The sequence below is a fragment of the Pantoea sp. ICBG 985 genome, from assembly GCF_002928365.1.
In the GTDB taxonomy this organism is placed as follows: Bacteria; Pseudomonadota; Gammaproteobacteria; order Enterobacterales; family Enterobacteriaceae; genus Pantoea; species Pantoea dispersa.
The window spans coordinates 113154-136888 of record NZ_POWM01000008.1; the positions used below are offsets into that span (position 1 = coordinate 113154).

Sequence of the window (23735 nt, forward strand, 5' to 3'; positions counted from 1 at the left end):
CCTTATTTCTTATGACGGATGCGCGGATTCACCACGCCGTACAACAAATCAACCAGCAGGTTGACCAGAATGATCAGGATTGCCACCAGCAGCACGCCGCCCTGCACCACCGGATAATCACGGCGCTGCAGTGCTTCGATCAGCCAGCGGCCGAGTCCCGGCCAGGAGAAGATGGTTTCGGTGAGGATGGCGCCCGCCAGCAGCGTGCCCACCTGCAGACCGATCACCGTGACCACCGGCAGCATGGCGTTACGCAGCGCATGCACCACGATCACGCGCATGCGCGTCAGGCCTTTGGCGCGCGCGGTGCGGATGTAATCTTCACCCAGCACTTCCAGCATCGAGGAGCGCGTCATACGCACAATCACCGCCAGCGGAATGGTGCCCAGCACGATGGCCGGCAGGATCATGTGCATCACCGCATCTTTGAAATCACCCTCTTCGCCCCACAGCAGCGTATCAATCAGCATAAAGCCGGTGAGCGGATGGCTGTCGTCAAGGAAGATGGTGTCGCTGACGCGGCCGGAGACCGGCGTCAGGTTGAGCTGCACCGACACCAGCATGATCAGCATGATGCCCCACCAGAAGATCGGCATTGAGTAGCCGGTCAGCGAGATGCCCACGGCGGTGTGATCGAAAATTGAGCCGCGTTTCACCGCCGCCAGCACGCCGACCGGAATACCCACGGCAACGGCGAAGATCATGGCGCAAATGCCCAGCTCAAGCGTGGCTTTAAAGCGCGGCACGAACTCATCCCACACCGGGATGCGGCTTTTCAGCGAGATGCCGAGGTCGCCATGCAGCACGCCGTTGATGTAAGTGATGTACTGTTTCCACATCGGCTGATCGAGACCAAACTGGGCCATCAGCTGCGCATGACGTTCGGGGGAGATGCCGCGTTCACCGGCCATGATCAGCACCGGGTCGCCGGGGATCAGGTGAACGAAGGCAAAGGTCAATAATGTAATACCGATGAACGTCGGGATGACAAGGCCCAGACGTCGGAGTATGAATTGCAGCATAAGCCGGATTCTCAGTCATTTTCCGTGGCGCTAACGCCATGGACTACATTGCTCACAATCCGCAGCCGGCATAGCCGGACGCGACGCAAGAAGCGCTTCAAAATCCCCGTCATACTTCACGCTGCATCAGCGCAAGGTATTGAGGGTTTATAAGAAATTAGCCGGAAATAAAGTGCGGAGTACGGGCGGCGAAGGTGCCGCCCGAGGGCCAGCCATGCTGGCCCTGACCGCGATAATCCGAAAGGTTATTCCTGGATGTCGACGTTTTCGAAGTGATGTTTACCTAATGGATCAACCACATAGCCACTCACTTTCTTGCTCACTGGCTCGTACACGGTTGAGTGCGCGATGATCAGTGCTGGCGCCTGGTCGTGCATCACCACCTGCGCCTGCTTATAGAGCTCAATACGTTTGTTGTGATCGGCTTCAGCACGCGCTGGCTGAATCAGATCTTCAAACGGCTTGTAGCACCAGCGTGAGTAGTTGGAACCGTCTTTCGCTGCCGCGCAGCTGAACAGGGTGGCGAAGAAGTTATCCGGATCCCCGTTATCACCGGTCCAGCCCATCATCACGGTCTGGTGTTCACCGGCTTTAGCACGCTTCAGGTACTCGCCCCACTCGAAGGTAACGATTTTGGCTTTCACGCCGATTTTCGCCCAGTCAGCCTGAACCATTTCCGCCATGCGACGGGCGTTCGGGTTGTACGGACGCTGTACCGGCATCGCCCACAGGTCAATGCTGAAGCCATCCGGCATGCCCGCTTCTTTCAGCAGCTCTTTGGCTTTGGCCGGATCGTAAGCGTAGTCTTTGACGTCATTGTTGTAGCCCCACATGGTTGGTGGGATCAGGTTTTTCGCTGCCTGACCGGCGCCCTGATAGACCGCATCAATGATCGCTTGTTTGTTCACCGCCATGGTCAGTGCCTGACGCACTTTGACGTTATCCAGCGGTTTTTTCTCGGTGTTGAAAGACAGGTAACCGACGTTCAGCCCTGGCTGTTCCATCAGGTTGATTTTGGTGTCTTTCTTCATGCTGGCGATATCAGCCGGGTTGGGATACGGCATCACCTGACACTCGCCTTTTTGCAGTTTGGCGTAGCGCACTGAAGCATCTGGCGTGATGGAGAACACCAGGCGATCGATTTTTGGCTTGGTGCCCCAGAAGTCCGGGTTGGCTTTGTACAGAATACGTGAGTCTTTCTGGTACTGCTGCAGCACGAACGGACCGGTACCCACCGGATTGAGGTCCAGTTTTTCTGGCGTGCCGGCTTTCAGCATGTTGTCGGCGTACTCTTTCGACAGGATTGATGCGAAGTCCATGCCAAGGTCGGCGAGGAACGGCGCTTCCGGACGGGTCAGCGTGAAGCGTACGGTGTAGTCATCCACTTTTTCGATTTTGGCGATCAGCTTCGGCATGTCCATGCCTTCGAAGTATTCGTAGCTGCCGCCAGAGACACCATGGTACTTGTTGTTTTTATCGAGCTGGCGCTCGAAGGAGAACACGACGTCATCAGCGTTGAAGGTGCGGGTCGGCTTGAAGTCTTTGGTGGTTTGCCACTTCACGCCATGACGCAGATGGAAGGTATAGGTTTTACCATCTTCGCTGACGTCCCATTTTTCTGCCAGGCCCGGCTGCAGCTCAGTGGTACCGGTTTTGAATTCAACCAGACGGTTGTAGATCGGTACTGAGCTGGCATCGTAAGTGGTGCCGGATGTGAACAGCTGCGGGTTGAAGCCTTCCGGCGAACCTTCTGAACAGTAAACGAGGGTTTTCGCCTGAACGCCCGCGGCCACGGTCATAGCAATCAGGCTAAGACCGACCTTCAGCATCCTGGATTTGGCCAGGGAGTTGATCATGTTTTGCTCCATTGTGATGTGATGTTGTGTGCGTCGCCCGACCTCTGATTTTTTTATGCGGTTCGGGCAGGTCAGTTATGTAATGACCAAAATGCGAGCGGTTATTGTTGTAGCGCTGACGCCGTGGAACCTGCCAGCGCTGGCCGTCTCTGCATCTTATTGACGCATCAATTTGTCAACAGTTGCAATGAACGTCAATACAACGTGGGGTTATTTACACAGAGTGTGAGTAAGTGCAAGCAACGATAAAAAACAGTGTTTGCACGCTAAGCCAAAATTTAAAAAGGTGATAAAGCGCGCAATGCCGTGTGATTCTCTGGCAATAGCGCCTGATGACAGTGATTATCACCGTTAAAAAACGTCTTAAAGTTGTCGGTAAATGTTGAATATCTGAACGATTCCCCGTGCGTTATGACGTTCAGGCAGCGAAATATGCTGGCGTAATGGCATAAGAAATCAGCAAAAAGCAAAAGCCGGTCATAAGCAGAATGTGTCGCGAATTAAGAGAGGTGCTTTGATGCAGCAAGGGATGAAGAGCGGTGTTGAAGGATAATACCGTTTATCCCGGTGATGATTAATGGAACGCGTAAATTGATGACTTTGCTTGATCGCTGCCGGGATGTGAGTCTGGTTCAGGGAAGGTCATCAGATCGCAAAGGCGGCGTAAATACATCCCTGTAGCCTCGACCGCCGCATCCATGCGGCGGACGCTTTGCTCTCCTGATGGCCTTCCCTTCCCTTTTGGCATATGTACCGCTGCAATCAGTCATGCCACGCTAAACGGCAGTCAGTAAACCTTCAGCCATCGCCGAAGCCGGATAAAGGGTGGAATGCGGGGCCGTGGAGTAAAGCGTCACACGCCATGGATGGCGTGTGCCGAGCGATCAGGGACGAGACAGCGTCTTTACGGAGCGGTCCCGTATTTCACCCTGAAACTGCAAAAACGACAGACGAAAAAAAACCTGCTTTTTGCAAAGCAGGTTTCTTAAATGATGGTCGGCGAGAGAGGATTACGCTTCTCTGCGAGAAGCGCCCTGCGGGCCGTTGCTGACGCAACGTTGTCTCGCTTCGCTCGGCTCAAACCTCCTTCGGAGGTTCTCATCCTCTTTTGCTGCGAACGAAAAAAGCCCGCTTTTTGCAAAGCGGGCTTTTCGAATATGGTCGGCGAGAGAGGATTCGAACCTCCGACCCACTGGTCCCAAACCAGTTGCGCTACCAAGCTGCGCTACTCGCCGATGGGGGCGAATATTACTGCCGTGACTTTAGAGCGTCAATCCCTTTTCCCGAAAATCCGCCTGATTGCCTGGAAAGCAAGCAGTGCCTTAAACACCTGCCTGCTCAATAAGATCCAGGCACGAATTACAGCGCTTTCGCACTGCTGGCAGTGGCAGGTGCCTGGCACCAGTTATTCGCTGCTTTAATACCGCCATCCGGCGAGGTATAACCCAGACACCCTAAAATGGTGTCGAACAGCTCAACGTGACGATGGGTTTTGCCGACGCGCTGCTGCGCCTGTAAGCGCTCAAAGTTGCTGCGGTTAGTCGGGTCCTGCAAATACTTATCGGACGCCCAGACAATCATCGGCACGCGGAACTGCTCCGGCGGCGCCATCTCGCGCGGCGTACCGTGCAGGTGCATATTTTCGCTGATCGACTCGCCGTGGTCGGCGGCATAGAACACAATCGCTTTCTTATCACGCAGCTGATCCAGCACGCTGTCCAGCATGGTATCAACATACAGAATCGAGTTGTCATAGGCGTTAATCAGCTGGGCTTTGCTGCACTTATCGTCCACGCCAATACACTCAGGCTGATAGCGGGCAAACTCGCGCGGATAACGCTGCGAATAGAGATAGTGCGAACCTTTCGTGTGCAACACCACCAGATGCTTGCCTTTCGGGAAGCGCTGCAGTGAAGCCTGCAGTTCCGGCACCAGCAGCATATCGTCCACCGCTTTGCCCTGATTGCGCTTCTCAGAACCAATCTGCTCGCGGAACGAGAAGTTATTCACATCGGCGTTGTCGTAGAACCACACTTCGCTCTGCATGGCGAACAGCTCGGAGGTGAAGCCCAGCTCTTTCATCACCGCAAAAATGTTCTGCTCTTTCAGCGTACGGCCAGGGTTATCCATCGTGCCGCCCTCGCGCACAAACATGCAGCGCAGCGACAGCTTGGTGGCGGTATCACAGGATTCACCGCGGAATGCCACCAGATTCTTCTCTTTCGACAGCTTCGGCGTGGTATCGCGGTTATAGCCCAGCATGCCCATGTGATCCCAGCGCGTGGTCTCGCCAATCACAAACACTACATAGGTATCGTCAATGCCAGGCGGCGCCACATAGGTAAACTTCTTCGCCGGATCGAGCAACTCCTGGCTGTCCAGCTTCTCGTCCACCTTAGTCCAGGCGAACAGGCCCAGCGCCGCGATCCAGTTCGAAGGCAGATAAGAGTGCGCCACTACGCCGCCATAGCTTGGCAGATCGATATTGGTGAGCTCTTCATTGGCTTTTTGCAGCTTGTCGAAGTAGCGAATCGGCAGCCATACCAGCGCTACGCTCAGCAGCAGGATCACTGTAGGTTTCAGGCGCTGACCGGGGGTTTTCAGCTGTTCAATCAGCGTCAGGCTCAGGTTATTGCGCCAGATCAGCAGCAGCGGCAGTGCGCTCACCAGCACCATCCACAGCACAAAGTGCAGCCCGATAACCTCTTTAGAGAGATCGACATCGGTGGTCATGACCGACGCCACGATGCCGTAACCGATCACCACGTTAAAGAACGCCATGTAATAGGCGGCGGCCACCGAAATCACCACCAGCAGGCTGGCGATCACGCGATAAAACCATTTGCCACCCAGCGACAGCAGTCGCATCAGGAAGAAGGTCAGCAGTACGGCCGCGGTCACTTCCGCCGCGGCGGATAACCAGTTGGTGACGGTGGATTTCGTTAAGAAGCCGTCAAAACGGCGATAAAAGATTGGCAAATTCAATAAGATGCCAAGATAGAGCGCCAGCAAAAGCGACAACTTTTGCTGCGTTAAACTTTTAATGTAATTCATATAAATTTCTGTTCCCGACCTGGTGTCGATGCTTCAACCGTAAATGTGACTGTGCAAAGAGCGTAAGGTTCGCTTGCGTAGCAGAAAAGCGTGACCTGGCGAGTAGGATCGGGACGAATCTGAACCCAAATAATTACGATGATGCACGGAGCGCAGCAGTAGAACATTTAACCAATGGTAAGACCAGAAAATTCTTTAGTTCGATGGGATGCGGGATGGTGTTCGTGATAAAAAAAGGCTCCCGCAGGAGCCTTTTATGCATGCATCAACTTAGTTGATGATATTCAGCGTCACGTCGATGTTGCCGCGCGTCGCATTTGAGTACGGACAAACAATGTGTGCCGCATCAACCAGCTTCTGCGCTTCCGCCGCGTCCATCTCTGGCAGATGGATATTCAGTTTTGCTTCAATGCCAAAACCGGTGGGGATAGGACCAATCCCCACTTCGCCCTCAATCCACGCGTCTTTTGGCATGGCGATTTTGTCGCGGCCGGCGACAAATTTCATCGCGCCGAGGAAGCAGGCAGAGTAGCCGGCAGCAAACAGCTGCTCCGGGTTCGTCACCTCGCCGCCCGCGCCGCCCATCTCTTTTGGCACGCCCAGCTTCACGTCCAGCACGTTATCAGACGAGGTGGCGCGGCCATCGCGGCCACCGGTTGCTTTGGCTTTGGCGGTGTAAATCACTTTTTCTAAAGACATCATAACCTCACTATTCGCTATACAATCGCGTGCTATTTATAAGGCACAAGGGAAAACTTCACTCTCAGGATGCCGCCGCAGCGACATCCCTGATGCTCAGGTGGCGCGATTCAGGTTGCCGCGCAGATCGTCCAGCTGCTGTTTCAGCGCCGCCATAGTGTCGGTATCGCAGGCGGTCGCACACTGTACCGCTTCCGGAATGCTGGCGGCTTTTTCCTGCAGCGCGCGCCCCTGGTCGGTCAGCGTGACCACGACCTGGCGCTCATCCTGACGCGAACGCTGGCGGCGCAGCAGACCAGCGCTCTCCAGTCGTTTCAGCAGTGGCGTCAGGGTGGCCGAATCGAGAAACAGCTTTTCACCAATCTCCGATACCGTCAGATCATCCTGATGCCACAGCACCAGCATCACCAGATATTGCGGATAGGTGATCTCCAGCGCCGCCAGCAGTTGACGATAGACTTTATGCATCGCCAGGTTCGCCGAATAGAGCGCGAAACACAGATGCTGATCAAGCTGGAGTGGCGCAGGCTTCACTTTTTTGTCATCTTGATTACTGTTCATGCGACTCAATATAGATAGCGCGCTAGATAATTGCAAGCAACTTTTTCCTGGAGTGTGAAGATGCGTGATTCACTGGAAGAGCAGGCGCGCCGTTATGCCACTCAGGCACATGCCGATGCGGGCCAGCGTCGCAAATACACCGACGAACCCTATATTGTGCATCCGGCTGCCGTCGCGGAGCTGGTGCGCAGCGTAAGCGATGACGAAGCGATGATCGCTGCCGCCTGGCTGCACGACACGGTGGAGGACACCGCCAGTACCTTACAGGATATTGAAGAACACTTTGGTGCGCGCGTTGCACACCTGGTGGACATGCTTACCGACAGCGCCCAGCCGCAGGCGAAAAACCGTACCGCCCGTAAGCTGGCACACTTTCGCCACACTGCCGAAGCCTCGCCCGAGGCGCAAACCATCAAGCTGGCCGATATCATCGATAACACCCGTGCCATCGTGCAGTTCGATCCCAACTTTGCCCGGGTTTACCTGGTCGAGAAACAGATTCAGATTCAGCTGTTACAGCAGGGCGATCGGCGTTTGTGGCAGCAGGCGAATCACATCATTGAACAGGGCATCGCGCAGCTGGCAAAACCGCCGTACAGCGTGCCGGAGAGCTGGTTTGTCAAACAGGCGGCGAAATACGGTGGCTTAAGCTGAAAAAAACCCGCCGTGCAGGCGGGTCACAGAGAACCGATAGTCGGCGTTATTCCAGCAGCTGTCGGCCCAGATACGGATTGGCCTGCAGCAGTTTCATCAGTTTGCGAGCCGTGGCGGATGGGCGCGTACGTTGCGCTTCCCAGCTTTTTACTGACGAGACGCTCACCCCCATCACGCGGGCGAATTCATCCACCTGCATGCCGGTCATCTCGCGTAAACGCTGCGGTTCGGGAACGGAAACGGTATTGAGTGCAATTTCTGATACGGGAGTCTGTGCATCACGTGTCAAAACAATTTGCTCAAGACTGCTGAGTAATTCGACCATTGGATCTTTTATTTCCATAGAGAACTCCTTAAAACTCACTATGAAGCACGTGAAAGTAGAGAGGTAAGCGCCACCAGGCGCTGAAACCGGCCTTATCAGGCTGTATCCCGAAACAGTTTTCCCTTATCAGGGCGAAAATAGTGTTTTAATGAAACCGTTACGGGACACAGCCTGTTGCACACTGCGAAAAGATGTCAGGGCAATGCAACATTGAACCGGGTCTCTAAGTATGGGTCAGATCCCCGGCTTTGCTGCCTGTTTCCTGATTATTTTTTCTTCTTTCTTATACTGCAAACGGATCGATCACCATAAGTAACTGACCCGCCTGCACTTGCTGCCCGGCCTGGCGTTGCAGGCTGTGGATTTTGCCACTGACCGGCGCCACGATCGGGATTTCCATCTTCATGGATTCGAGAATGCCTACCGTGGCACCCGCGGTTACGTCACTGCCTTCCTCCACCAGCCATTGCCACACGCTGCCCGCCACCTGGCTCTCGACGCTGTGGCAGCCCGCCGGCACCACCACTTCCTCGCTGCTCTGCGCCTGCAGCTGGCTGTCGAAGGTGAACTGGCCATCGGCGCGCCAGCGTGCCAGCTCGGCGTCAAACGCCTGCTGACGCTGCTGCTGGAACGCGTCGATCTCCGTCGCCTGGGCAGCCAGCAGCGCCTGATACTCGGCGAGGCGAAATTCTCCGGCTTCCACGCGCAGCGGATAATCGCCCCACGGGAAACGTTCGCGGATTTGCAGCAGTTCGTCGGCACTGACCGGATAAAAACGGATTTGGTCGAAGAAACGCAGCAGCCACGGCTGGGTAAAGGCGCTGGTGCGGCGATCGCGATTCCACATCTGCAGCGTACGTCCGACGAACTGATAGCCACCCGGCCCTTCCATGCCATAAACGCACAGATACGCGCCGCCGATGCCCACCGAGTTTTCCGCTGTCCAGGTGCGCGCCGGATTGTATTTGGTGGTCACCAGGCGGTGACGCGGATCGAGTGGCGTCGCCACCGGTGCGCCGAGATAGACATCGCCCAGCCCCATCACCAGATACGAGGCGCTGAACACAATCTGTTTCACCGCCTCCACGCTATCGAGCCCGTTAATACGCCGGATAAACTCAATGTTGCTCGGGCACCAGGGCGCATTCGGACGCACCGACTGGCTATAGCGTGTTACGGCTTCACGGCAGGCGGCATCATCCCAGCTGAGCGGCAGCCACACGGTGCGCGACGGCACAGCCGCGTCGGCGAGGTCGCCCAGCAGATTATCAGCGTGCAAAATTTGCGCCAACAGCTCACTTCTTGCGCACTGCTGCGCATCATAATGCACCTGTAACGAGCGGATGCCGGGCGTCAGCTCCAGTTGACCCGCCAGCGGATGCGCCTCCAGCCACTGCATGAGGGCGTGAACGCGGAAACGCAGCGCGATGTCCAGCGTCAGTGCGCCATACTCCACCAGCAGAAAACGGTCACCTGCGGCGCGCACGCACAGTGCAGGCCGCCCTGCGGTTGCTGCATGCTGGTGCAAGATCGGATCGATCAGCGGCAGCGCTGGCGCCACGCACATCGCTTCCGGTTGCAGGTGCGCGATCTCGCGACGCTGCGCCTGCGCCAGACGATCGGCATCAGCAAGGGCGATCGGCACAAAGCGCAGTCGATCGCCCGCTTTGAGCTGACCCAGCTTCCACAGATCGGCGTCGATCACCGTCGCCGGACAGACAAAGCCGCCCAGCGAAGGGCCGTCCGGACCAAGGATCACCGGCATATCACCGGTAAAATCCACCGTGCCAAAGGCATAGGCGTTGTCGTGAATATTGGACGGATGCATGCCCGCCTCGCCGCCGTCGCTGCGCGCCCAGTCAGGTTTCGGGCCGATCAGCCGAATCCCGGTGCGGCTGGAGTTGTAGTGCACCTGCCACTCGGCAGCGAAAAATTCCTCGATATCGTCATCGGTAAAAAAGGCGGGTGCGCCGTGCGGACCATAAATAACGCGCAGCTGCCATTCACCGTTAAGCGACGGCAGCAGCGTCTCAGGCAGGCGCGCCGCCGCAGCCTGACGCGGCGCGGCCAGCTGCAGCACGTCGCCGGCGCGCAGCGCCCGCCCGGCGTGACCGCCAAACTTACCCAGCGTAAAGGTACTGCGGCTGCCCAGATAGCGTGGCGTATCCAGCCCGCCCGCCAGCAGCAGATAGCTGCGGCAGCCGTCGCGCACGTCGCCCAGCGTCAGGGTTTGCCCGGCCTGCGCATGCAGCACCTGATGCATCGCCAGCGGCTGGCTGTCGAGGGTGGCTGCCAGCGGCGCGCCGCTCAGCACAAAGCTGCACGCCTGATTAAAGCGCAGCGTCGGGCCGCGCAGCGTGATTTCCAGCCCGGCCGCCTGGGCCTCGTTACCCAGCAGGCGATTGCCCAGCTGAAAGGCGCGGCTGTCGAACGGCCCGGAAGGCGGTACGCCGACGTGCCAGTAGCCGACGCGGCCCGGCGCATCCTGCACCGTGGTGAGGGTACCGCCGCTGAGGATATCCAGCGTCGGCGGCTGCCACGCCACGCTGCCGAGCGTGGCGGTAATGATGCGTCCCTGCTGCACGTCCGGCAGCGTACAGAGCTGACGCAGCCAGCGCAGGTTGGTCTCGATGCCATACAGCTCACTCTGCGCCAGCGCCGCGATCATGCCGTCGAGCGCGCGCTGGCGATCGGCCGCATGCACGAGGATCTTCGCCAGCATCGGATCGTAAAACGGTGAAACTTCCATGCCGCTCTCTACGCTGCTATCGATGCGCAGCGTGGCGTGATCGAGCGCCGTCGGGAACTGCACGTGGCTGAGCAGTCCGGCGCTCGGCTGAAACTGCTTCGCCGGATCCTCAGCGTACAGCCGCACCTGAATGGCATGGCCCTGCGCCACCGGTTGCAGCGTCGCCAGCGGCGGCAGGCGCTGCTGCGCCAGTTCGACCATCCAGCGCACCAGATCCACGCCGTATACCAGTTCAGTGACGCCATGCTCAACCTGCAGGCGGGTATTCACCTCGAGGAACCAGAACTGCTGGCTGACCTCATCGTAAACATACTCCACCGTGCCAGCGCTGCGATAGTTAACCGCGCGAGCCAGCCGTACGGCGGTGGCCTGCAACTGCGCGCGCACCGCATCGCTGAGCCGCGGCGCGGGTGTCTCCTCCAGCACCTTCTGATTACGGCGCTGCGCCGAGCAGTCGCGTTCGCCCAGCGCAATCACGTCGCCCTGGCCATCGCCAAAAATCTGTACTTCGATATGCCGCGCCCGGGCGATAAATTTCTCTAAGAAGACGCCATCGTCGGCAAAGTTGTTACCTGCCAGACGTTTTACGCGAGTAAACGCCTCTTTCAGCTCGTCCGCGCTGTTGCAGCGCTGCATCCCAATGCCGCCACCGCCGGCGGTGCTTTTCAGCATCACCGGAAAGCCAATCTGTTGCGCGGCGGCCTGTGCCTGCTGCAGGGAGGTCAGCAGGCCGCTGCCTGGCAGCAGTGGCAACGCGTTCTGCTCAGCCAGTTCGCGCGCGCGATGTTTCAGGCCAAACGCCCGCATCTGCGCCGCATCCGGCCCGAGAAAATGCAGGCCCGCTGCTTCGCAGCGCGTGACGAACTCCGGTTTTTCACTGAGAAAGCCATAGCCCGGATGCAGCGCCTGCGCGCCGCTCTGCGCGGCAATCGCCAGCAGTTTGTCCTGGTTGAGATAGGTGTCGCGCACCTGCCCCTCGCCCAGCGACCAGGCTTCATCGGCTAGCCGCACGTGGCGCGCATGGCGGTCGGCTTCGGCATAGACGGCAATCGCCCGGATATTCATGGCCTGCAGGGTACGGATGATGCGCACGGCAATCGCGCCACGGTTGGCAATCAATACGCGATCAATCATGACTGAATACTCTTATTGCGGCAGGTCGTCCTGCACCAGCTGTGACGGCGTAAAACGGGTCGTCCCGTTGCGTCAGAGAATCACCACACGCTGACGGCAATCGGCGTCGGGTTGTAACCGTTACAGGGATTGTTGAGCTGCGGACAGTTGGAGATCAGCACCAGAATGTTCATCTGCGCCACCATCTCAACATACTTACCCGGCGCGGAGATGCCATCGGCAAACGTCAGGCCGCCGTCGTGGGTCACCGGCACATTCATAAAGAAGTTAATGTTGTGCGTGATATCGCGGCGCGTCAGGCCAGACTCCGGATGCGCGGCGACCGCCAGCATCCAGCTGTCACGGCAGGAGTGCATGTGGCGCTTTTCGAGGTCATAACGCACCGTATTGCTCTCGCACGAGCAGGCGCCGCCGAGCGTATCGTGACGGCCACAGGTATCGGCGGTGATGGTCAGCATCGGCCGATCAAGATTAGAACGCAGCACGCTGCCGGCCGTAAGAAACACGTTGTGCTGGCCGCGCAGCGTCTCGCTCATGCTGTAGCGCTCGGCGGTATCATCGGCGTTGAAAAACAGCGTATCCGCCGCCTGATTGCCTTCCAGATCGGTAATGCGCAGCGTTTCTCCGGCGGCAATGCGCTGCAGCCAGTAATCACCGGCGTCGATCTGCTGCTGCAGACGCGCCTGCGCCGGGTTTCGTTCACTCTCTTTAATCATCACACTTCTCCCTGCAGTTGATAGAGGGCGTTATTGCGCAGGCCGCGCTGGTTTTCCGCGCGCTGCAGACAGATTTCCGGCAGCGGCGCGCGCTGCGCATCCAGCGTCAGCTGCAGCGGCTGGCGCGGATAATCGCTCGCCGGGCTGAGCGGGTGCGGACAGGTGTGCAGCAGCACCAGCGTGTCCATGGCGAAACGCAGCCGAACCTGCGCGCCGGCTTCGCCCTGCCGCTCCAGCGTTAAGCGCCCGCTGTCATCGGCGCGCACCTGCGCAAACAGATTGAGGCAGGCCGCCATGTCGCGCTGGCCAAGGCCATACTTCGCCAGCTCGACGAGGAAGCTGTCGTAGCCGTTTTGATGGCGCAGGTTGCGCGCCTGCTGATAGTCGCTGACTCCATAGCGCGCGGCAGTCTGTGCCGCGTTCAGCGTGCCGCACACGCTCTCGTGCCAGCCGAAACTGTCGTGTTCAATGCCGCAGAAAATGCGCCCCATGTCCGAGTAGAGACAGTGGCCGGCAGTGAGCCGGAAAGTGTGCTGGCACTTGAGCGTATCCGGCGCGTTGTAGCGCTCCAGCAGGTTTTCCGGGTTATAAAACAGCAGGCTGGCGCTGGCGCCGCCCTCCACATCGGTCAGCGTCAGCGCGCTGCCGCTGCGCATGACAAAAGACCAGTGCGCCCCGGCGGGCAGCAGGGTTTGGTATGGCTGCATCGTGCTCTCCTTTAAGCCACCTGCGTTGCGGACAGCACTTCAGCGGCGGGCTGAGTGCGATCCAGCGGCAGGTCGTAAGTGATAGTGGCGCCCCAGGCTTGCGGCGCGTGCGGATCGTGGCGCAGTTTGTCGAACACCAGCAGGCGTGACGCGAGGCTGAAGCCCTCTTTCAGATCGTGGGTGATCATGAAAATGGTCAGCTGATGCTGCTGCCACAGCTGGGTGATCAGTTGATGCATCTCGCTGCGAATACCGGGATCGAGCGCGCCAAAAGGTTCATCCAGCAGCAGAATGCGCGGCTGTTTCATCAGCGCCTGCGCCAGGGCCAGACGTTGCTGCATGCCGCCCGACAGCTGATGCGGATATTTGCTCTGCGCCTGTTCCAGTCCGACCTGCGCCAGCATTGCCTGCGCGCGCTGGCGAATCGCCTGACGTTTGCGTCCCCAGACGCGTCCCAGCCAGCGTGCGCTGCTGAACTCGTCGGCCAGCATTACGTTGCCGAGCACCGTCAGATGCGGAAACACCGAGTAGCGCTGAAACACCACGCCGCGATGGGCGTCCGGCTCGTCGGGAATCGGTGCGCCATCCAGCAGCAGCTCGCCTTTGGTCGGCGCTTCGGTGCCGAGCAGCATATTCAGAAACGTGGTTTTGCCGCAGCCTGAGGCGCCGACAATCGCCACGAACTCGCCGCGCTCGACCTGCATATTCAGCCGCTCCAGCACCACCTGATCGCCGTAGTGTTTTTCCAGATTTTTCAGTTGCAGTAAGGGCATCGCGCGCTCCTTATTTGGCGTGATACCACGGCCAGCAGCGTCGGCTGACGAGCCGCAGCAGCAGGTCGAGGGCAAAGGCCAGCAGGGTGATCCACGCCACGTACGGCAGAATCACATCCATGGCCAGATAGCGGCGCATCAGGAAGATGCGGTAACCGAGGCCTTCCGTGGCCGCAATCGCTTCGGCAGCAATCAGGAACAGCCACGCCGAACAGAGCGACAGCCGCACCGCATCGCACAGGCGCGGCATCAGCTGCGGCAGAATCACCCGCCACAGAATCTGAGCGCTATGCGCACCCAGCGTCTGCGCTTTGACCAACTGCTCCTGCGGGATTTTCTGCACCTGCAGCTGCAGATCGCGGGCGATCAGCGGCGTGATGCCGATAACGATCAGCACCACTTTGGAGACTTCGCCAAGGCCAAAGCAGATAAACAGAATGGGCAGAATCGCCAGCGGCGGCACCAGCGCAAACAGCGTCACCAGCGGTGCCAGCACCGCGCGCACCACCGGCAGCGCGCCGGTGAACAGGCCGATTGCCAGCGCCAGCAGCGCGCTGATAGCAACGCCACTCAGCAAACGCAGCAGGCTGGCGGCGGTATCGCTCCACAGCAGATATTCGCCGGTGCGCGGGCTGGGCTGAAACGCCATCCGGCTGATGGCCTCCCCCATGGCGTTGAATCCCGGCAGCAGTTTGTCTGCCGCGTTCAGGCTGAGGCGCGCATCCGACGCGAACAGATAGACCAGCAGCACCGCCAGCAGCGGCAGAATGCCAAGCAGCAGGCGGCCGAGCGGCAGCGGTTGGTAGTTGATCAATTTACGCATCGGCAGCGTCTCGCTTACAGCTGACCGGCAGCGGCCAGTTTGGTGAAGGTGTCGGTAAAGCGCAGTTTGATGTTGCCGGCATCGCCCCAGTTACCGGCCGGGGTAGCGACCCCTACCGCATCGGCCCCCGGCGCGCCTTCGCCCAGCAGGCCGTGTTTAAAGGAGAATTCGGCCACCAGCTGCATGGTGGCTTTCAGCTGCGGGCTGTCGACAAAATCCAGCGTGGTTTTGGCATCGCTGAACAGGTGTGTCGCGGCAAGCTGCTGATCAAAACCGGCCAGATCGGTACCGGATGCCTGAGCCATCTGCGTGCGCGCCGCTTTGGCACTGTCGCTTTGTCCGGCCATGCTGTGCAGCGTCTCGTACCAGGCGCCGGTAAGCGCTTTGCCGAGCTGAGGATATTTGTTGAGCGTGGCGGTGTTAACTACCAGCAGGTCGAGGATTTCGCCCGGGATCTGCGCCGAGGAGAACACCAGATGGCTGTCCGGCTGCTTCTCTGCTTCCGCCAGCAGCGGATTCCACGTGACGATGGCGTTAACGTCAGCAGTGCCAAACGCCGCCACCAGATCGGCATCGGCGGTATTAACCACCCTGACGTCTTTCTCGCTCATGCCGGATTTCTCCAGCGCGCGCGCCAGCAGATAGTGTGAGACCGAGAGTTCGACGAGGTTGATGGGTTTGCCTTTCAGCGCGCTGACGCTGTCCGCGCCTTTAAGCAGAATGCCGTCGTTACCGTTGGAGTAGTCGCCGACAATCAGCGCGGTGCTGTCGACGCCGCCGGTCGCCGGAATGGTCAGCGCATCCATATTGGTCATGGTGCAGCCGTCAAAGCCACCTGCGGTGTACTGATTAACCGACTCGATATAGTCGTTAACCTGCACAAACTGAATATCGATGCCGTACTTATCGGCCCACTTTTTCACGATGCCGCTTTGCTGGGCGTAATCCCACGGCATCCAGCCAGCGTAGATGGACCAGCAAAGCTTAAAGGAAGGTTTAGCGGCGGCCAGCGACGGAACGCTGAACAGGGCGACGCTGCAAATCAGCAGCAGGCGCAGACAGGCTTTAATCATGATGATTCCTCTGGCGTTAACGGACGAAAATCAGGCAGGAGGCGGCGAGCAACGTTCTCGCTTTCCTCCCGGGCTTTTTTCCCGCCGTGTAACCGTCAGAGGACGGTCGGTCACTCTCGGACCAGCATCTCGCGATCGGAACCCTAGTGACCCATTGCAAATTGTGTGGCGACGTCGGTTGCCCGCGATCGCTCCTGCATCTGCCAGAAAGCAGGCAATATCAATGCCAGGTTGCTATCAGCCTGAATTACATGCGTTATTGCACAGCGCTGCGCTTGCAGGCAGGCTGCGCTGCACAGTTGTGCAGCAGGCACGCACCAGCGTGAAGCACTGCAGACCAGCCGTTGTACAGCCGGGGCCATTGCACTATTCTTTAGGACCTTTCCCAGCGAATCGAATTTAGCCATCGTCACAACAGGAGTTGAATTATGGCGTCAGGAATTTCCCGCATCTGGATGCGTAGCGGCATGCTGCTGACCGGCGTGCTACTTGTGCTGCAGCTTACCGCCTGCGGCGATAAAGAGGGCGATCAGCGCAAAGCCTTTACTGATTTTCTGCAAAACACCGTGATGCGCAGCGGTGAACATCTGCCCAGCCTGAGCGAAAACCAGAAGCAAACCTTCGGTAATTACGCCAGTGATTACGCCATCCTGTATGGCTTCTCGCAGCAGGTGAATCAGGCGGTGGATCAGGGCATGCGCCCGGTGGTTGATGAGCTGGCGGCTATTCGCGTGCCGCAGGATTACCTGACACGCCGCGACAGCCTGCGCCAGGCGAGCGGCAATCTGAGCGTGCTGACGCAGCAGATTCAGAGCGCCAAAATGCAGGCCGACAGCAGCAAAGCCACGCTGAAGCAGCCGGACGATCTGAAGAAAGTGTACGACAGCGTGTACGCCAAAGTGGTGACGCAGCCAGCCAGCACGCTGATTCCGCTGCTGCCGCAGCTGCAGGCGCTGAGCCAGTCGGCAGTTCAGGCCGGCGATTATCTGCAGTCGCAGGGCGCGCGCGTCAGCTTCAATGACGGCGGCGTTCAGTTCCCGACGCAGGAGCAGGCCACGCAGTACAACACGCTGATGAGCAATCTCGCCAGCAACACGCAGGCGCTGACCCAGGCACAAAATGCTGTACAGGGCGGTTTGCAGTAAGCCGTTCAGCGGGCAGTTCTCCACTGCCCGCTTTTTCAGATTTTCGTCACTTCCTTACATCGCCTTTTTCTGTCAGCACAGAGTGTGATCTGGCGCATTTTCAACCAAAAATAGTTTGTGATCTCAATCACATTTGTGAAACAAACCGGCCCAGGTGAAAGGTGATTTTTGTCACATTTCTACCGTTGTTGCGCGCATTTTTTCGCCAGCGTTGCTTTCTTACAGGGTGTTTTTGTGATCAAAGTCACCTTTAATCCCCCTGCCCACCCCAACTTAGCGTGATATGTATCACACTTTTTCCTGACGCTACGCAGTGTAATCAACTAGTGCTAGAGTCCGCGTGCATACAGTAATGCCACGGCCCCCGCCGTAACGTCTTAACAAAAACAAACGCGCTCTCTTATTGCAGCGCGTCTCAATAAGGGGTGGGTTTATGTCCTCATCAGTCAAGGTCAAGGTTCAGAGCTTTGGTCGCTTTCTGAGTAATATGGTGATGCCAAACATCGGTGCGTTTATCGCCTGGGGTATCATCACAGCACTGTTCATTCCAACCGGATGGATTCCTAACGAAACGCTGGCCAAACTGGTCGGCCCGATGATTACCTACCTGCTGCCGTTGCTCATCGGCTTCACCGGTGGTCGTCTGGTGGGTGGCGATCGCGGCGGCGTGGTCGGTGCCATCACCACCATGGGCGTGATCGTCGGTGCCGATATGCCGATGTTCCTTGGCTCGATGATTGCCGGTCCGCTGGGCGGCTGGGCGATTAAGTCGTTTGACCGCGCGGTTGACGGCAAAATCAAAAGCGGCTTCGAGATGCTGGTCAACAACTTCTCGGCCGGTATTATCGGTATGCTGCTGGCGCTGCTGGCCTTCCTCGCTATCGGTCCGCTGGTAGAAGGTCTGTCACACATTCTCGCCGCCGGCGTAAACCTGATGGTGCAGAACAACCTGCTGCCGCTGACCTCAATCTTTGTTGAACCGGCGAAAATCCTGTTCCTCAATAATGCCATCAACCACGGTATCTTCTCGCCGCTGGGTATCCAGCAGGCCAGCGAAGCGGGCAAATCGATCTTCTTCCTGATTGAAGCGAACCCGGGTCCGGGTATGGGCGTGCTGGTCGCTTATATGATCTTCGGCCGCGGTAGCGCCAAGCAGTCGGCGGGCGGTGCAGCGATCATCCACTTCCTTGGCGGTATCCACGAAATCTACTTCCCGTACGTGCTGATGGCGCCGCGCCTGCTGCTGGCAGTAATCCTCGGCGGTATGACCGGCGTGTTCACCCTGACGCTGCTGAACGGCGGTCTGGTATCACCGGCCTCACCAGGTTCGATTCTGGCCGTGCTGGCGATGACGCCAAAAGGCGCTTACTTCGCTAACATCGCGGCTATCGTTGCGGCTTTCGCCGTCTCCTTCGTGGTCTCCTCGATTCTGCTGAAAACCAGCAAAGTAAAAGAAGAAGACGACATTGAAGCGGCGACCCAGCGCATGAAAGACATGAAAGCGCAGTCAAAAGGCCAGGCCGTTGCCGGTTCACCGGTGGTAGCCGATGCCAGCAGCGTTGACGTCAGCCACGTGCGCAAAATCATCGTCGCCTGTGATGCCGGTATGGGCTCCAGCGCGATGGGCGCAGGCGTGCTGCGCAAGAAGGTGCAGGATGCGGGCCTGAGCAATATCTCTGTGACCAACAGCGCGATTAACTCGCTGCCGGGCGATGTTGATCTGGTGATTACTCACCGCGATCTGACCGAACGTGCGATGCGTCAGGCGCCACAGGCGCAGCACATCTCGCTGAACAACTTCCTCGACAGCGCGCTGTACACCAACCTTACCGAGCGTCTGGTGGCGGCGAACCGCAGCGAAGCCCACCGTGAAACGGTGCAGACCGCGCTGGCAGACAGCTATGACGACGGCAGCGCGCACTTGTTTAAACTGGGCGCTGATAACGTATTCCTCGGCCTGAGCGCCAGCAATAAAGAGCAGGCGATTCGCTTCGCCGGCGAGCAGTTGGTGAAAGGCGGCTACGTGCAGCCGGAATACGTTGAAGCGATGCTGGCGCGCGAGCAGCTGACGCCAACCTACCTCGGTGAATCCATCGCTGTGCCGCACGGCACCGTCGAAGCCAAAGACCGCGTGCTGAAAACCGGCGTGGTATTCTGCCAGTATCCGGCCGGCGTGCAGTTTGGCGATGAGCCGGACGAAGTTGCGCGACTGGTGATTGGTATTGCCGCACGCAATAACGAACACATTCAGGTGATCACCAGCCTGACCAATGCGCTCGACGACGACAGCGTAATTGAGAAGCTGGCGAACACCACCAGCGTGCAGGATGTGCTGGATCTGCTGTCTGGCAGCACTGCCAACGCGTAATTCGCGGTTTTAACTCCCCTGGGGCGGGCAAGCCCGTCCCCACTTTCCGGGGCGGACATGCCCGCCCCTTCGTCATTTGATATGGGTCAAATTTATGAAAGCGTTACATTTTGGAGCAGGTAACATCGGCCGTGGATTTATCGGTAAGCTGCTGGCGGATGCCGGTATCGAACTGGTGTTTGCTGATGTGAATCAGGTGGTGCTTGATGCCCTTAACGCCCGTCATGAGTATCCGGTTCACGTGGTGGGCGAGCAGGCGCAGGTTGAAATCGTTACCGGCGTCAGCGCGGTGAACAGCACCAGCGACGACATCGTCACGCTGATTGCTGAGGTTGATATCGTTACCACGGCGGTTGGTCCGCAGATCCTTGAGCGCATCGCGGGCAGCGTGGCGCAGGGTCTGGCCAAACGCAGTGACAACGGTAATGTCCGTCCGCTGAATATCATCGCCTGTGAAAACATGGTGCGCGGCACCAGCCAGCTGAAGCAGCACGTACTGAAGGCGCTGCCGCCGCAGTATCATGCGTGGGTTGAAGAGCATGTTGGCTTTGTTGATTCGGCAGTTGACCGCATCGTGCCGCCATCTGAAGCCGGCAGCACCGATCCGCTGGAAGTTACCGTAGAAACCTTCAGCGAGTGGATCGTCGACAAAACCCAGTTTAAAGGCGCATTGCCGGACATTCCTGGCATGGAGCTGACCGATAACCTGATGGCGTTCGTCGAGCGCAAGCTGTTTACCCTCAACACCGGCCACGCCATTACCGCTTATCTCGGTAAGCTCGCCGGTCACGCCACCATTCGCGAAGCCATTCTCGACCAGAAAGTGCGTGCCGTGGTGCAGGGCGCGATGCAGGAGAGCGGCGCGGTGCTGATCAAGCGTTATGGTTTCGATGCGGAGAAACATGCCGCGTATATCCAGAAAATCCTGACGCGTTTCGAAAACCCGTACCTGAAAGATGACGTCGAGCGCGTGGGCCGTCAGCCGCTGCGTAAGCTGAGTGCCGGCGATCGCCTGATCAAGCCAACGCTGGGCACGCTGGAGTATCAGCTGCCGCACGCCAGCCTGGTGCAGGGCATTGCCGCCGCGATGCACTATCGCAGCGAAGCCGATCCGCAGGCGCAGGAGCTGGCGTCACTGATCGCGCAGAAAGGCCCACAGGCGGCGCTGGCGGAGATTTCTGGCCTTGATGCCAATAGCGAAGTGGTGAGCTCAGTGGTGAGCGCTTACCACGCTATGGCATAATGCGCGCCCTTTAGTGGTCAATTCGGGCACGGCAGCCGCGTGCCCGTCGACGGTAGCTGAATGATGCAGGCAATAATGGAAGAGAAGCAGGCTTTTGAAAACCGGGTGCTTGAGCGGCTGAACGCCGGTCGTTCGGTGAGAAGCTTCCTGATCGCCGCTGTCGAACTGTTGGCGGAAGCAGTCAATCTGCTGGTGCTGCAGGTCTTTCGCAAAGACGACTACGCGGTGAAATATGCGGTGGAACCGCTGCTGCTGGGCGACGGCCCGCTGGGCGAGCTCTCGGTACGCCTGAAGCTTATCTACGGCCTGGGGGTGATCAATCGCCACGAATACGAAGACTGCGAGCTGCTGCTGGCGCTGCGTGAGGAGCTGAATCACGACACCAGCGACTACCGCTTTACCGACGATGAAATACTCGGCCCGTTCGGCGAACTGCACTGCGTGCTGGCCTGGCCGCCGCAACCCGATTTCACCCGCGACGACGCCGCGCTGCGCGCCATGCAGCAGCAGCGCTACCTGCAGATGGTGCGATCCACCATGGTGCTGTCGCTGACCGAGCTGATTTCCCGTATCTCGCACAAACAGGCCTTCAAGAAGCCCGCCGTGTAACGCTTCCCCTGCGGCGCTGTCGCCACGCGCCGCTGTTCTCTCCGCCGCAGACAAAATATTACGCAGGATATTGATGCAGCGCTTTTTTTGGCGGTTGATGATTTTGCCAACAATCGTCAGATAGCGATATACTTACCCCTCCTGTGGCAAACAGACGACATCCCTATGAAATACGATACATCTGAACTCTGCGACATCTACCATGAAGAAGTGAACGTTGTTGAACCGCTTTTTTCGAACTTTGGTGGGCGCACCTCATTCGGTGGTCAAATTACCACAGTGAAATGTTTCGAAGACAACGGCCTGCTGTATGACCTGCTCGAAGAGAACGGTCGCGGTCGCGTGCTGCTGGTCGATGGTGGCGGCTCAGTGCGGCGCGCGCTGGTTGACGCACAGTTAGCAAGACTGGCGGCGCAAAACGAGTGGGAAGGCATCGTGGTGTACGGCTCGGTTCGCCAGGTCGATGAACTGGAAGAACTGGAGATCGGCATTCAGGCGATTGCGGCTATTCCGGCTGGCGCCGCAGGCGAAGGCATCGGCGAGAGCGACGTGCGGGTTAACTTCGGCGGCGTCACTTTCTTCTCCGGCGATCATCTCTACGCCGACAACACCGGCATGATCCTGTCTGAAGACGCACTCGACATCGAGTAAGCGACAAACAAAAACGGGTGCCGCGGCACCCGTTGGTTTAAGCGCTGAGGCTTAAACTTCTTCCATTTTTCCCAGCAGTGCACGCAGGCGCTCCTGCCATACATGCTGCTCTTCTTTCAGGTGCTGATTTTCACGCGCCAGCGCTTCGTGATTGCCGGATGCCTGGCTCATTTCGTTTTTCAGGTTATTGTTCTGCTCTTTCAGCTCTTCAATTTCCATCTGCAGCAGGGTGATGGTATCAATCGCCTGCTGTACTTTCGCTTCCAGTTTCTCGAATACTTCAAATGACATCTTTCTGACCTCTCCTAAATCGTGCAAGGCGTTGATAGACCGGGCGTGCCTTAAAATAGTGCGTCCAGCCACGATGTCCCGATTGTATGTAGCCACACCCGGCAAGTCCAGCAGCACAAGGCCTGCGAGGGAAGTCTGTAACACTTTTCAGTTTATACCTGGAAAACGCGCAACTTCGCGCATTTTGCGCGCGGTCACACGCGCGGGGTGCAGCGCAGCGGGGGTTTTTGGCCCTAAACACAGGCAAAAGACGCGAAAACGCGCATTTTTATGACACGGCACACAAAATTCGATTTCGCTATTTCTCGTTTATGCTCGTTAACGATAAATTCACATCAACCCTACATTAGAGCTGGGCGACTCAAGGATTGAGAACAAAAACTGATAAAATTTAACCTCGCTTCAGGAATTCCATTATGAGTCAGACAACGAACACACTCAAAGGTCAGTGCATCGCCGAGTTTCTCGGTACCGGTTTGATCATCTTTTTTGGTGCCGGCTGTGTGGCGGCGCTGAAGCTGGCCGGTGCCGCATTCGGCCAGTGGGAAATTTGTATCATCTGGGGTCTTGCTGTCTCCATGGCGGTTTATCTGAGCGCAGGCGTATCCGGCGCTCACCTCAATCCGGCAGTCACGGTTGCCCTGTGCCTGTTCGCCAACTTCGAAGGCCGCAAAGTTTTACCTTATATTGTGTCGCAAATCGCTGGCGCGTTCTGTGCGGCGGCGCTGGTCTACGGTCTTTACTACAATCTGTTCTTTGATTACGAAGCCAGCCACCAGATGGTACGCGGCAGCGTACAAAGCCTCGATCTGGCCGGTATCTTCTCCACCTATCCGAACCCGCACATCACCGTGGCGCAGGCGTTCCTGGTGGAAATGGTGATTACTGCCGTGCTGATGGCGGTGATCATGGCGCTGACCGACGACGGCAACGGCGTACCGCGTGGCCCGCTGGCGCCGCTGCTGATTGGTCTGCTGGTGGCGGTGATTGGCGGTTCCATGGGTCCGCTGACCGGCTTCGCCCTGAACCCGGCGCGTGACTTCGGTCCGAAGCTGTTCGCCTTCTTCGCGGGCTGGGGTAACGTGGCGTTCACCGGTGGTAAAGATATTCCTTACTTCCTGGTGCCAATTTTTGGCCCGCTGGTCGGAGCCTGCCTCGGTGCCTTCGGTTACCGTGCGCTGATTGGCCGTCACCTGCCGGGCAACCTTGCAGAAACCAGTAAAACAGAAAAACCGGTCGCGCGCGCTGAGCAGCGTAAAGCGTAAGTTTCATCGTTAATCAT

General features: G+C 58.1%; 20 protein-coding genes, 1 tRNA gene, 1 other RNA gene and 1 riboswitch. Of the genes, 7 read left to right on the top strand and 15 right to left on the bottom strand.

What is annotated here, in order from left to right:
- Positions 1–2: 2 nt before the first annotated feature.
- The 7 genes from dppB to C1Y42_RS20500 all read right to left on the bottom strand — a co-directional run bounded on the left by dppB (position 3) and on the right by C1Y42_RS20500 (position 7192).
- Positions 3–1022, bottom strand: coding sequence for a dipeptide ABC transporter permease DppB (gene dppB, locus C1Y42_RS20470; RefSeq protein ID WP_021507021.1), 1020 nt, complete (start codon positions 1020–1022; stop codon positions 3–5).
- 245 nt (positions 1023–1267) lie between these two features.
- Positions 1268–2878 (bottom strand): dipeptide ABC transporter periplasmic-binding protein DppA, encoded by a 1611-nt coding sequence (gene dppA, locus C1Y42_RS20475; protein WP_021507022.1) that lies wholly within the window; start codon positions 2876–2878, stop codon positions 1268–1270.
- Positions 2879–3871: 993 nt separating this feature from the next.
- A non-coding RNA gene (locus tag C1Y42_RS20480) (RtT sRNA) lies at positions 3872–4001 on the bottom strand.
- Between the two features lie 35 nt (positions 4002–4036).
- Positions 4037–4113, bottom strand: a tRNA-Pro gene (locus C1Y42_RS20485).
- Positions 4114–4237: 124 nt separating this feature from the next.
- On the bottom strand, positions 4238–5932 hold the full coding sequence (gene eptB, locus C1Y42_RS20490) for a kdo(2)-lipid A phosphoethanolamine 7''-transferase (RefSeq protein ID WP_104094238.1): 1695 nt from the start codon (positions 5930–5932) through the stop codon (positions 4238–4240).
- A 270-nt stretch (positions 5933–6202) separates the two neighbouring features.
- Positions 6203–6631, bottom strand: coding sequence for an organic hydroperoxide resistance protein (locus C1Y42_RS20495; protein WP_021507024.1), 429 nt, complete (start codon positions 6629–6631; stop codon positions 6203–6205).
- A 96-nt stretch (positions 6632–6727) separates the two neighbouring features.
- Complete coding sequence (locus tag C1Y42_RS20500) at positions 6728–7192, bottom strand: MarR family winged helix-turn-helix transcriptional regulator (protein ID WP_010616544.1); 465 nt, start codon at positions 7190–7192, stop codon at positions 6728–6730.
- Between the two features lie 60 nt (positions 7193–7252).
- Between C1Y42_RS20500 and C1Y42_RS20505 the strand changes: the two genes are divergently transcribed.
- Complete coding sequence (locus tag C1Y42_RS20505) at positions 7253–7846, top strand: HD domain-containing protein (protein ID WP_021507025.1); 594 nt, start codon at positions 7253–7255, stop codon at positions 7844–7846.
- A gap of 46 nt (positions 7847–7892) precedes the next feature.
- Here the strand turns inward: C1Y42_RS20505 and C1Y42_RS20510 are convergent, their stop codons facing one another.
- From C1Y42_RS20510 to C1Y42_RS20540, 7 genes are all read right to left on the bottom strand, one after another.
- Positions 7893–8189, bottom strand: a complete 297-nt coding sequence (locus C1Y42_RS20510) for an HTH-type transcriptional regulator (RefSeq protein ID WP_021507026.1) — start codon at positions 8187–8189, stop codon at positions 7893–7895.
- Between the two features lie 265 nt (positions 8190–8454).
- On the bottom strand, positions 8455–12054 hold the full coding sequence (gene uca, locus C1Y42_RS20515; RefSeq protein ID WP_104094239.1) for an urea carboxylase: 3600 nt from the start codon (positions 12052–12054) through the stop codon (positions 8455–8457).
- Between the two features lie 80 nt (positions 12055–12134).
- Positions 12135–12770 (bottom strand): urea amidolyase associated protein UAAP2, encoded by a 636-nt coding sequence (locus tag C1Y42_RS20520; RefSeq protein ID WP_021507029.1) that lies wholly within the window; start codon positions 12768–12770, stop codon positions 12135–12137.
- A complete protein-coding gene (locus C1Y42_RS20525; protein ID WP_104094240.1) occupies positions 12770–13477 on the bottom strand; it encodes an urea amidolyase associated protein UAAP1 in 708 nt (235 codons plus the stop codon). Before C1Y42_RS20525 ends, C1Y42_RS20520 begins: the two co-directional genes overlap by 1 nt.
- Positions 13478–13488: 11 nt before the next feature.
- The gene (locus C1Y42_RS20530; protein ID WP_058758072.1) at positions 13489–14250 is read right to left on the bottom strand and encodes an ABC transporter ATP-binding protein; all 762 of its coding nucleotides are present in this window, start codon (positions 14248–14250) and stop codon (positions 13489–13491) included.
- Between the two features lie 10 nt (positions 14251–14260).
- A complete protein-coding gene (locus C1Y42_RS20535; protein WP_058771035.1) occupies positions 14261–15073 on the bottom strand; it encodes an ABC transporter permease in 813 nt (270 codons plus the stop codon).
- A gap of 14 nt (positions 15074–15087) precedes the next feature.
- Complete coding sequence (locus C1Y42_RS20540) at positions 15088–16146, bottom strand: putative urea ABC transporter substrate-binding protein (RefSeq protein ID WP_058758070.1); 1059 nt, start codon at positions 16144–16146, stop codon at positions 15088–15090.
- A 63-nt stretch (positions 16147–16209) separates the two neighbouring features.
- Positions 16210–16304, bottom strand: a riboswitch (guanidine-I (ykkC/yxkD leader).
- Positions 16305–16574: 270 nt separating this feature from the next.
- On the opposite strand from C1Y42_RS20540, the gene C1Y42_RS20545 reads away from it, so the two are divergent.
- The 5 genes from C1Y42_RS20545 to rraA all read left to right on the top strand — a co-directional run bounded on the left by C1Y42_RS20545 (position 16575) and on the right by rraA (position 22162).
- Positions 16575–17291 carry a DUF3053 domain-containing protein gene (locus tag C1Y42_RS20545; protein WP_010616539.1) on the top strand — a complete coding sequence of 239 codons (717 nt, stop codon included), beginning with the start codon at positions 16575–16577 and terminating at the stop codon, positions 17289–17291.
- A 433-nt stretch (positions 17292–17724) separates the two neighbouring features.
- A complete protein-coding gene (locus C1Y42_RS20550; protein WP_058771034.1) occupies positions 17725–19659 on the top strand; it encodes a PTS mannitol transporter subunit IICBA in 1935 nt (644 codons plus the stop codon).
- A gap of 94 nt (positions 19660–19753) precedes the next feature.
- Positions 19754–20902 carry a mannitol-1-phosphate 5-dehydrogenase gene (gene mtlD / locus C1Y42_RS20555; RefSeq protein WP_088516551.1) on the top strand — a complete coding sequence of 383 codons (1149 nt, stop codon included), beginning with the start codon at positions 19754–19756 and terminating at the stop codon, positions 20900–20902.
- A gap of 60 nt (positions 20903–20962) precedes the next feature.
- Positions 20963–21511, top strand: coding sequence for a mannitol operon repressor MtlR (mtlR, locus tag C1Y42_RS20560; protein WP_193717991.1), 549 nt, complete (start codon positions 20963–20965; stop codon positions 21509–21511).
- A gap of 165 nt (positions 21512–21676) precedes the next feature.
- Entirely contained in the window at positions 21677–22162 is a 486-nt protein-coding gene (rraA, locus tag C1Y42_RS20565) for a ribonuclease E activity regulator RraA (RefSeq protein WP_021507037.1), read from the top strand.
- A 51-nt stretch (positions 22163–22213) separates the two neighbouring features.
- Here the strand turns inward: rraA and zapB are convergent, their stop codons facing one another.
- Positions 22214–22453 (bottom strand): cell division protein ZapB, encoded by a 240-nt coding sequence (zapB, locus tag C1Y42_RS20570; RefSeq protein ID WP_021507038.1) that lies wholly within the window; start codon positions 22451–22453, stop codon positions 22214–22216.
- Positions 22454–22869: 416 nt separating this feature from the next.
- On the opposite strand from zapB, the gene C1Y42_RS20575 reads away from it, so the two are divergent.
- Positions 22870–23718 (top strand): MIP/aquaporin family protein, encoded by an 849-nt coding sequence (locus C1Y42_RS20575; RefSeq protein WP_021507039.1) that lies wholly within the window; start codon positions 22870–22872, stop codon positions 23716–23718.
- Positions 23719–23735 lie beyond the last annotated feature (17 nt).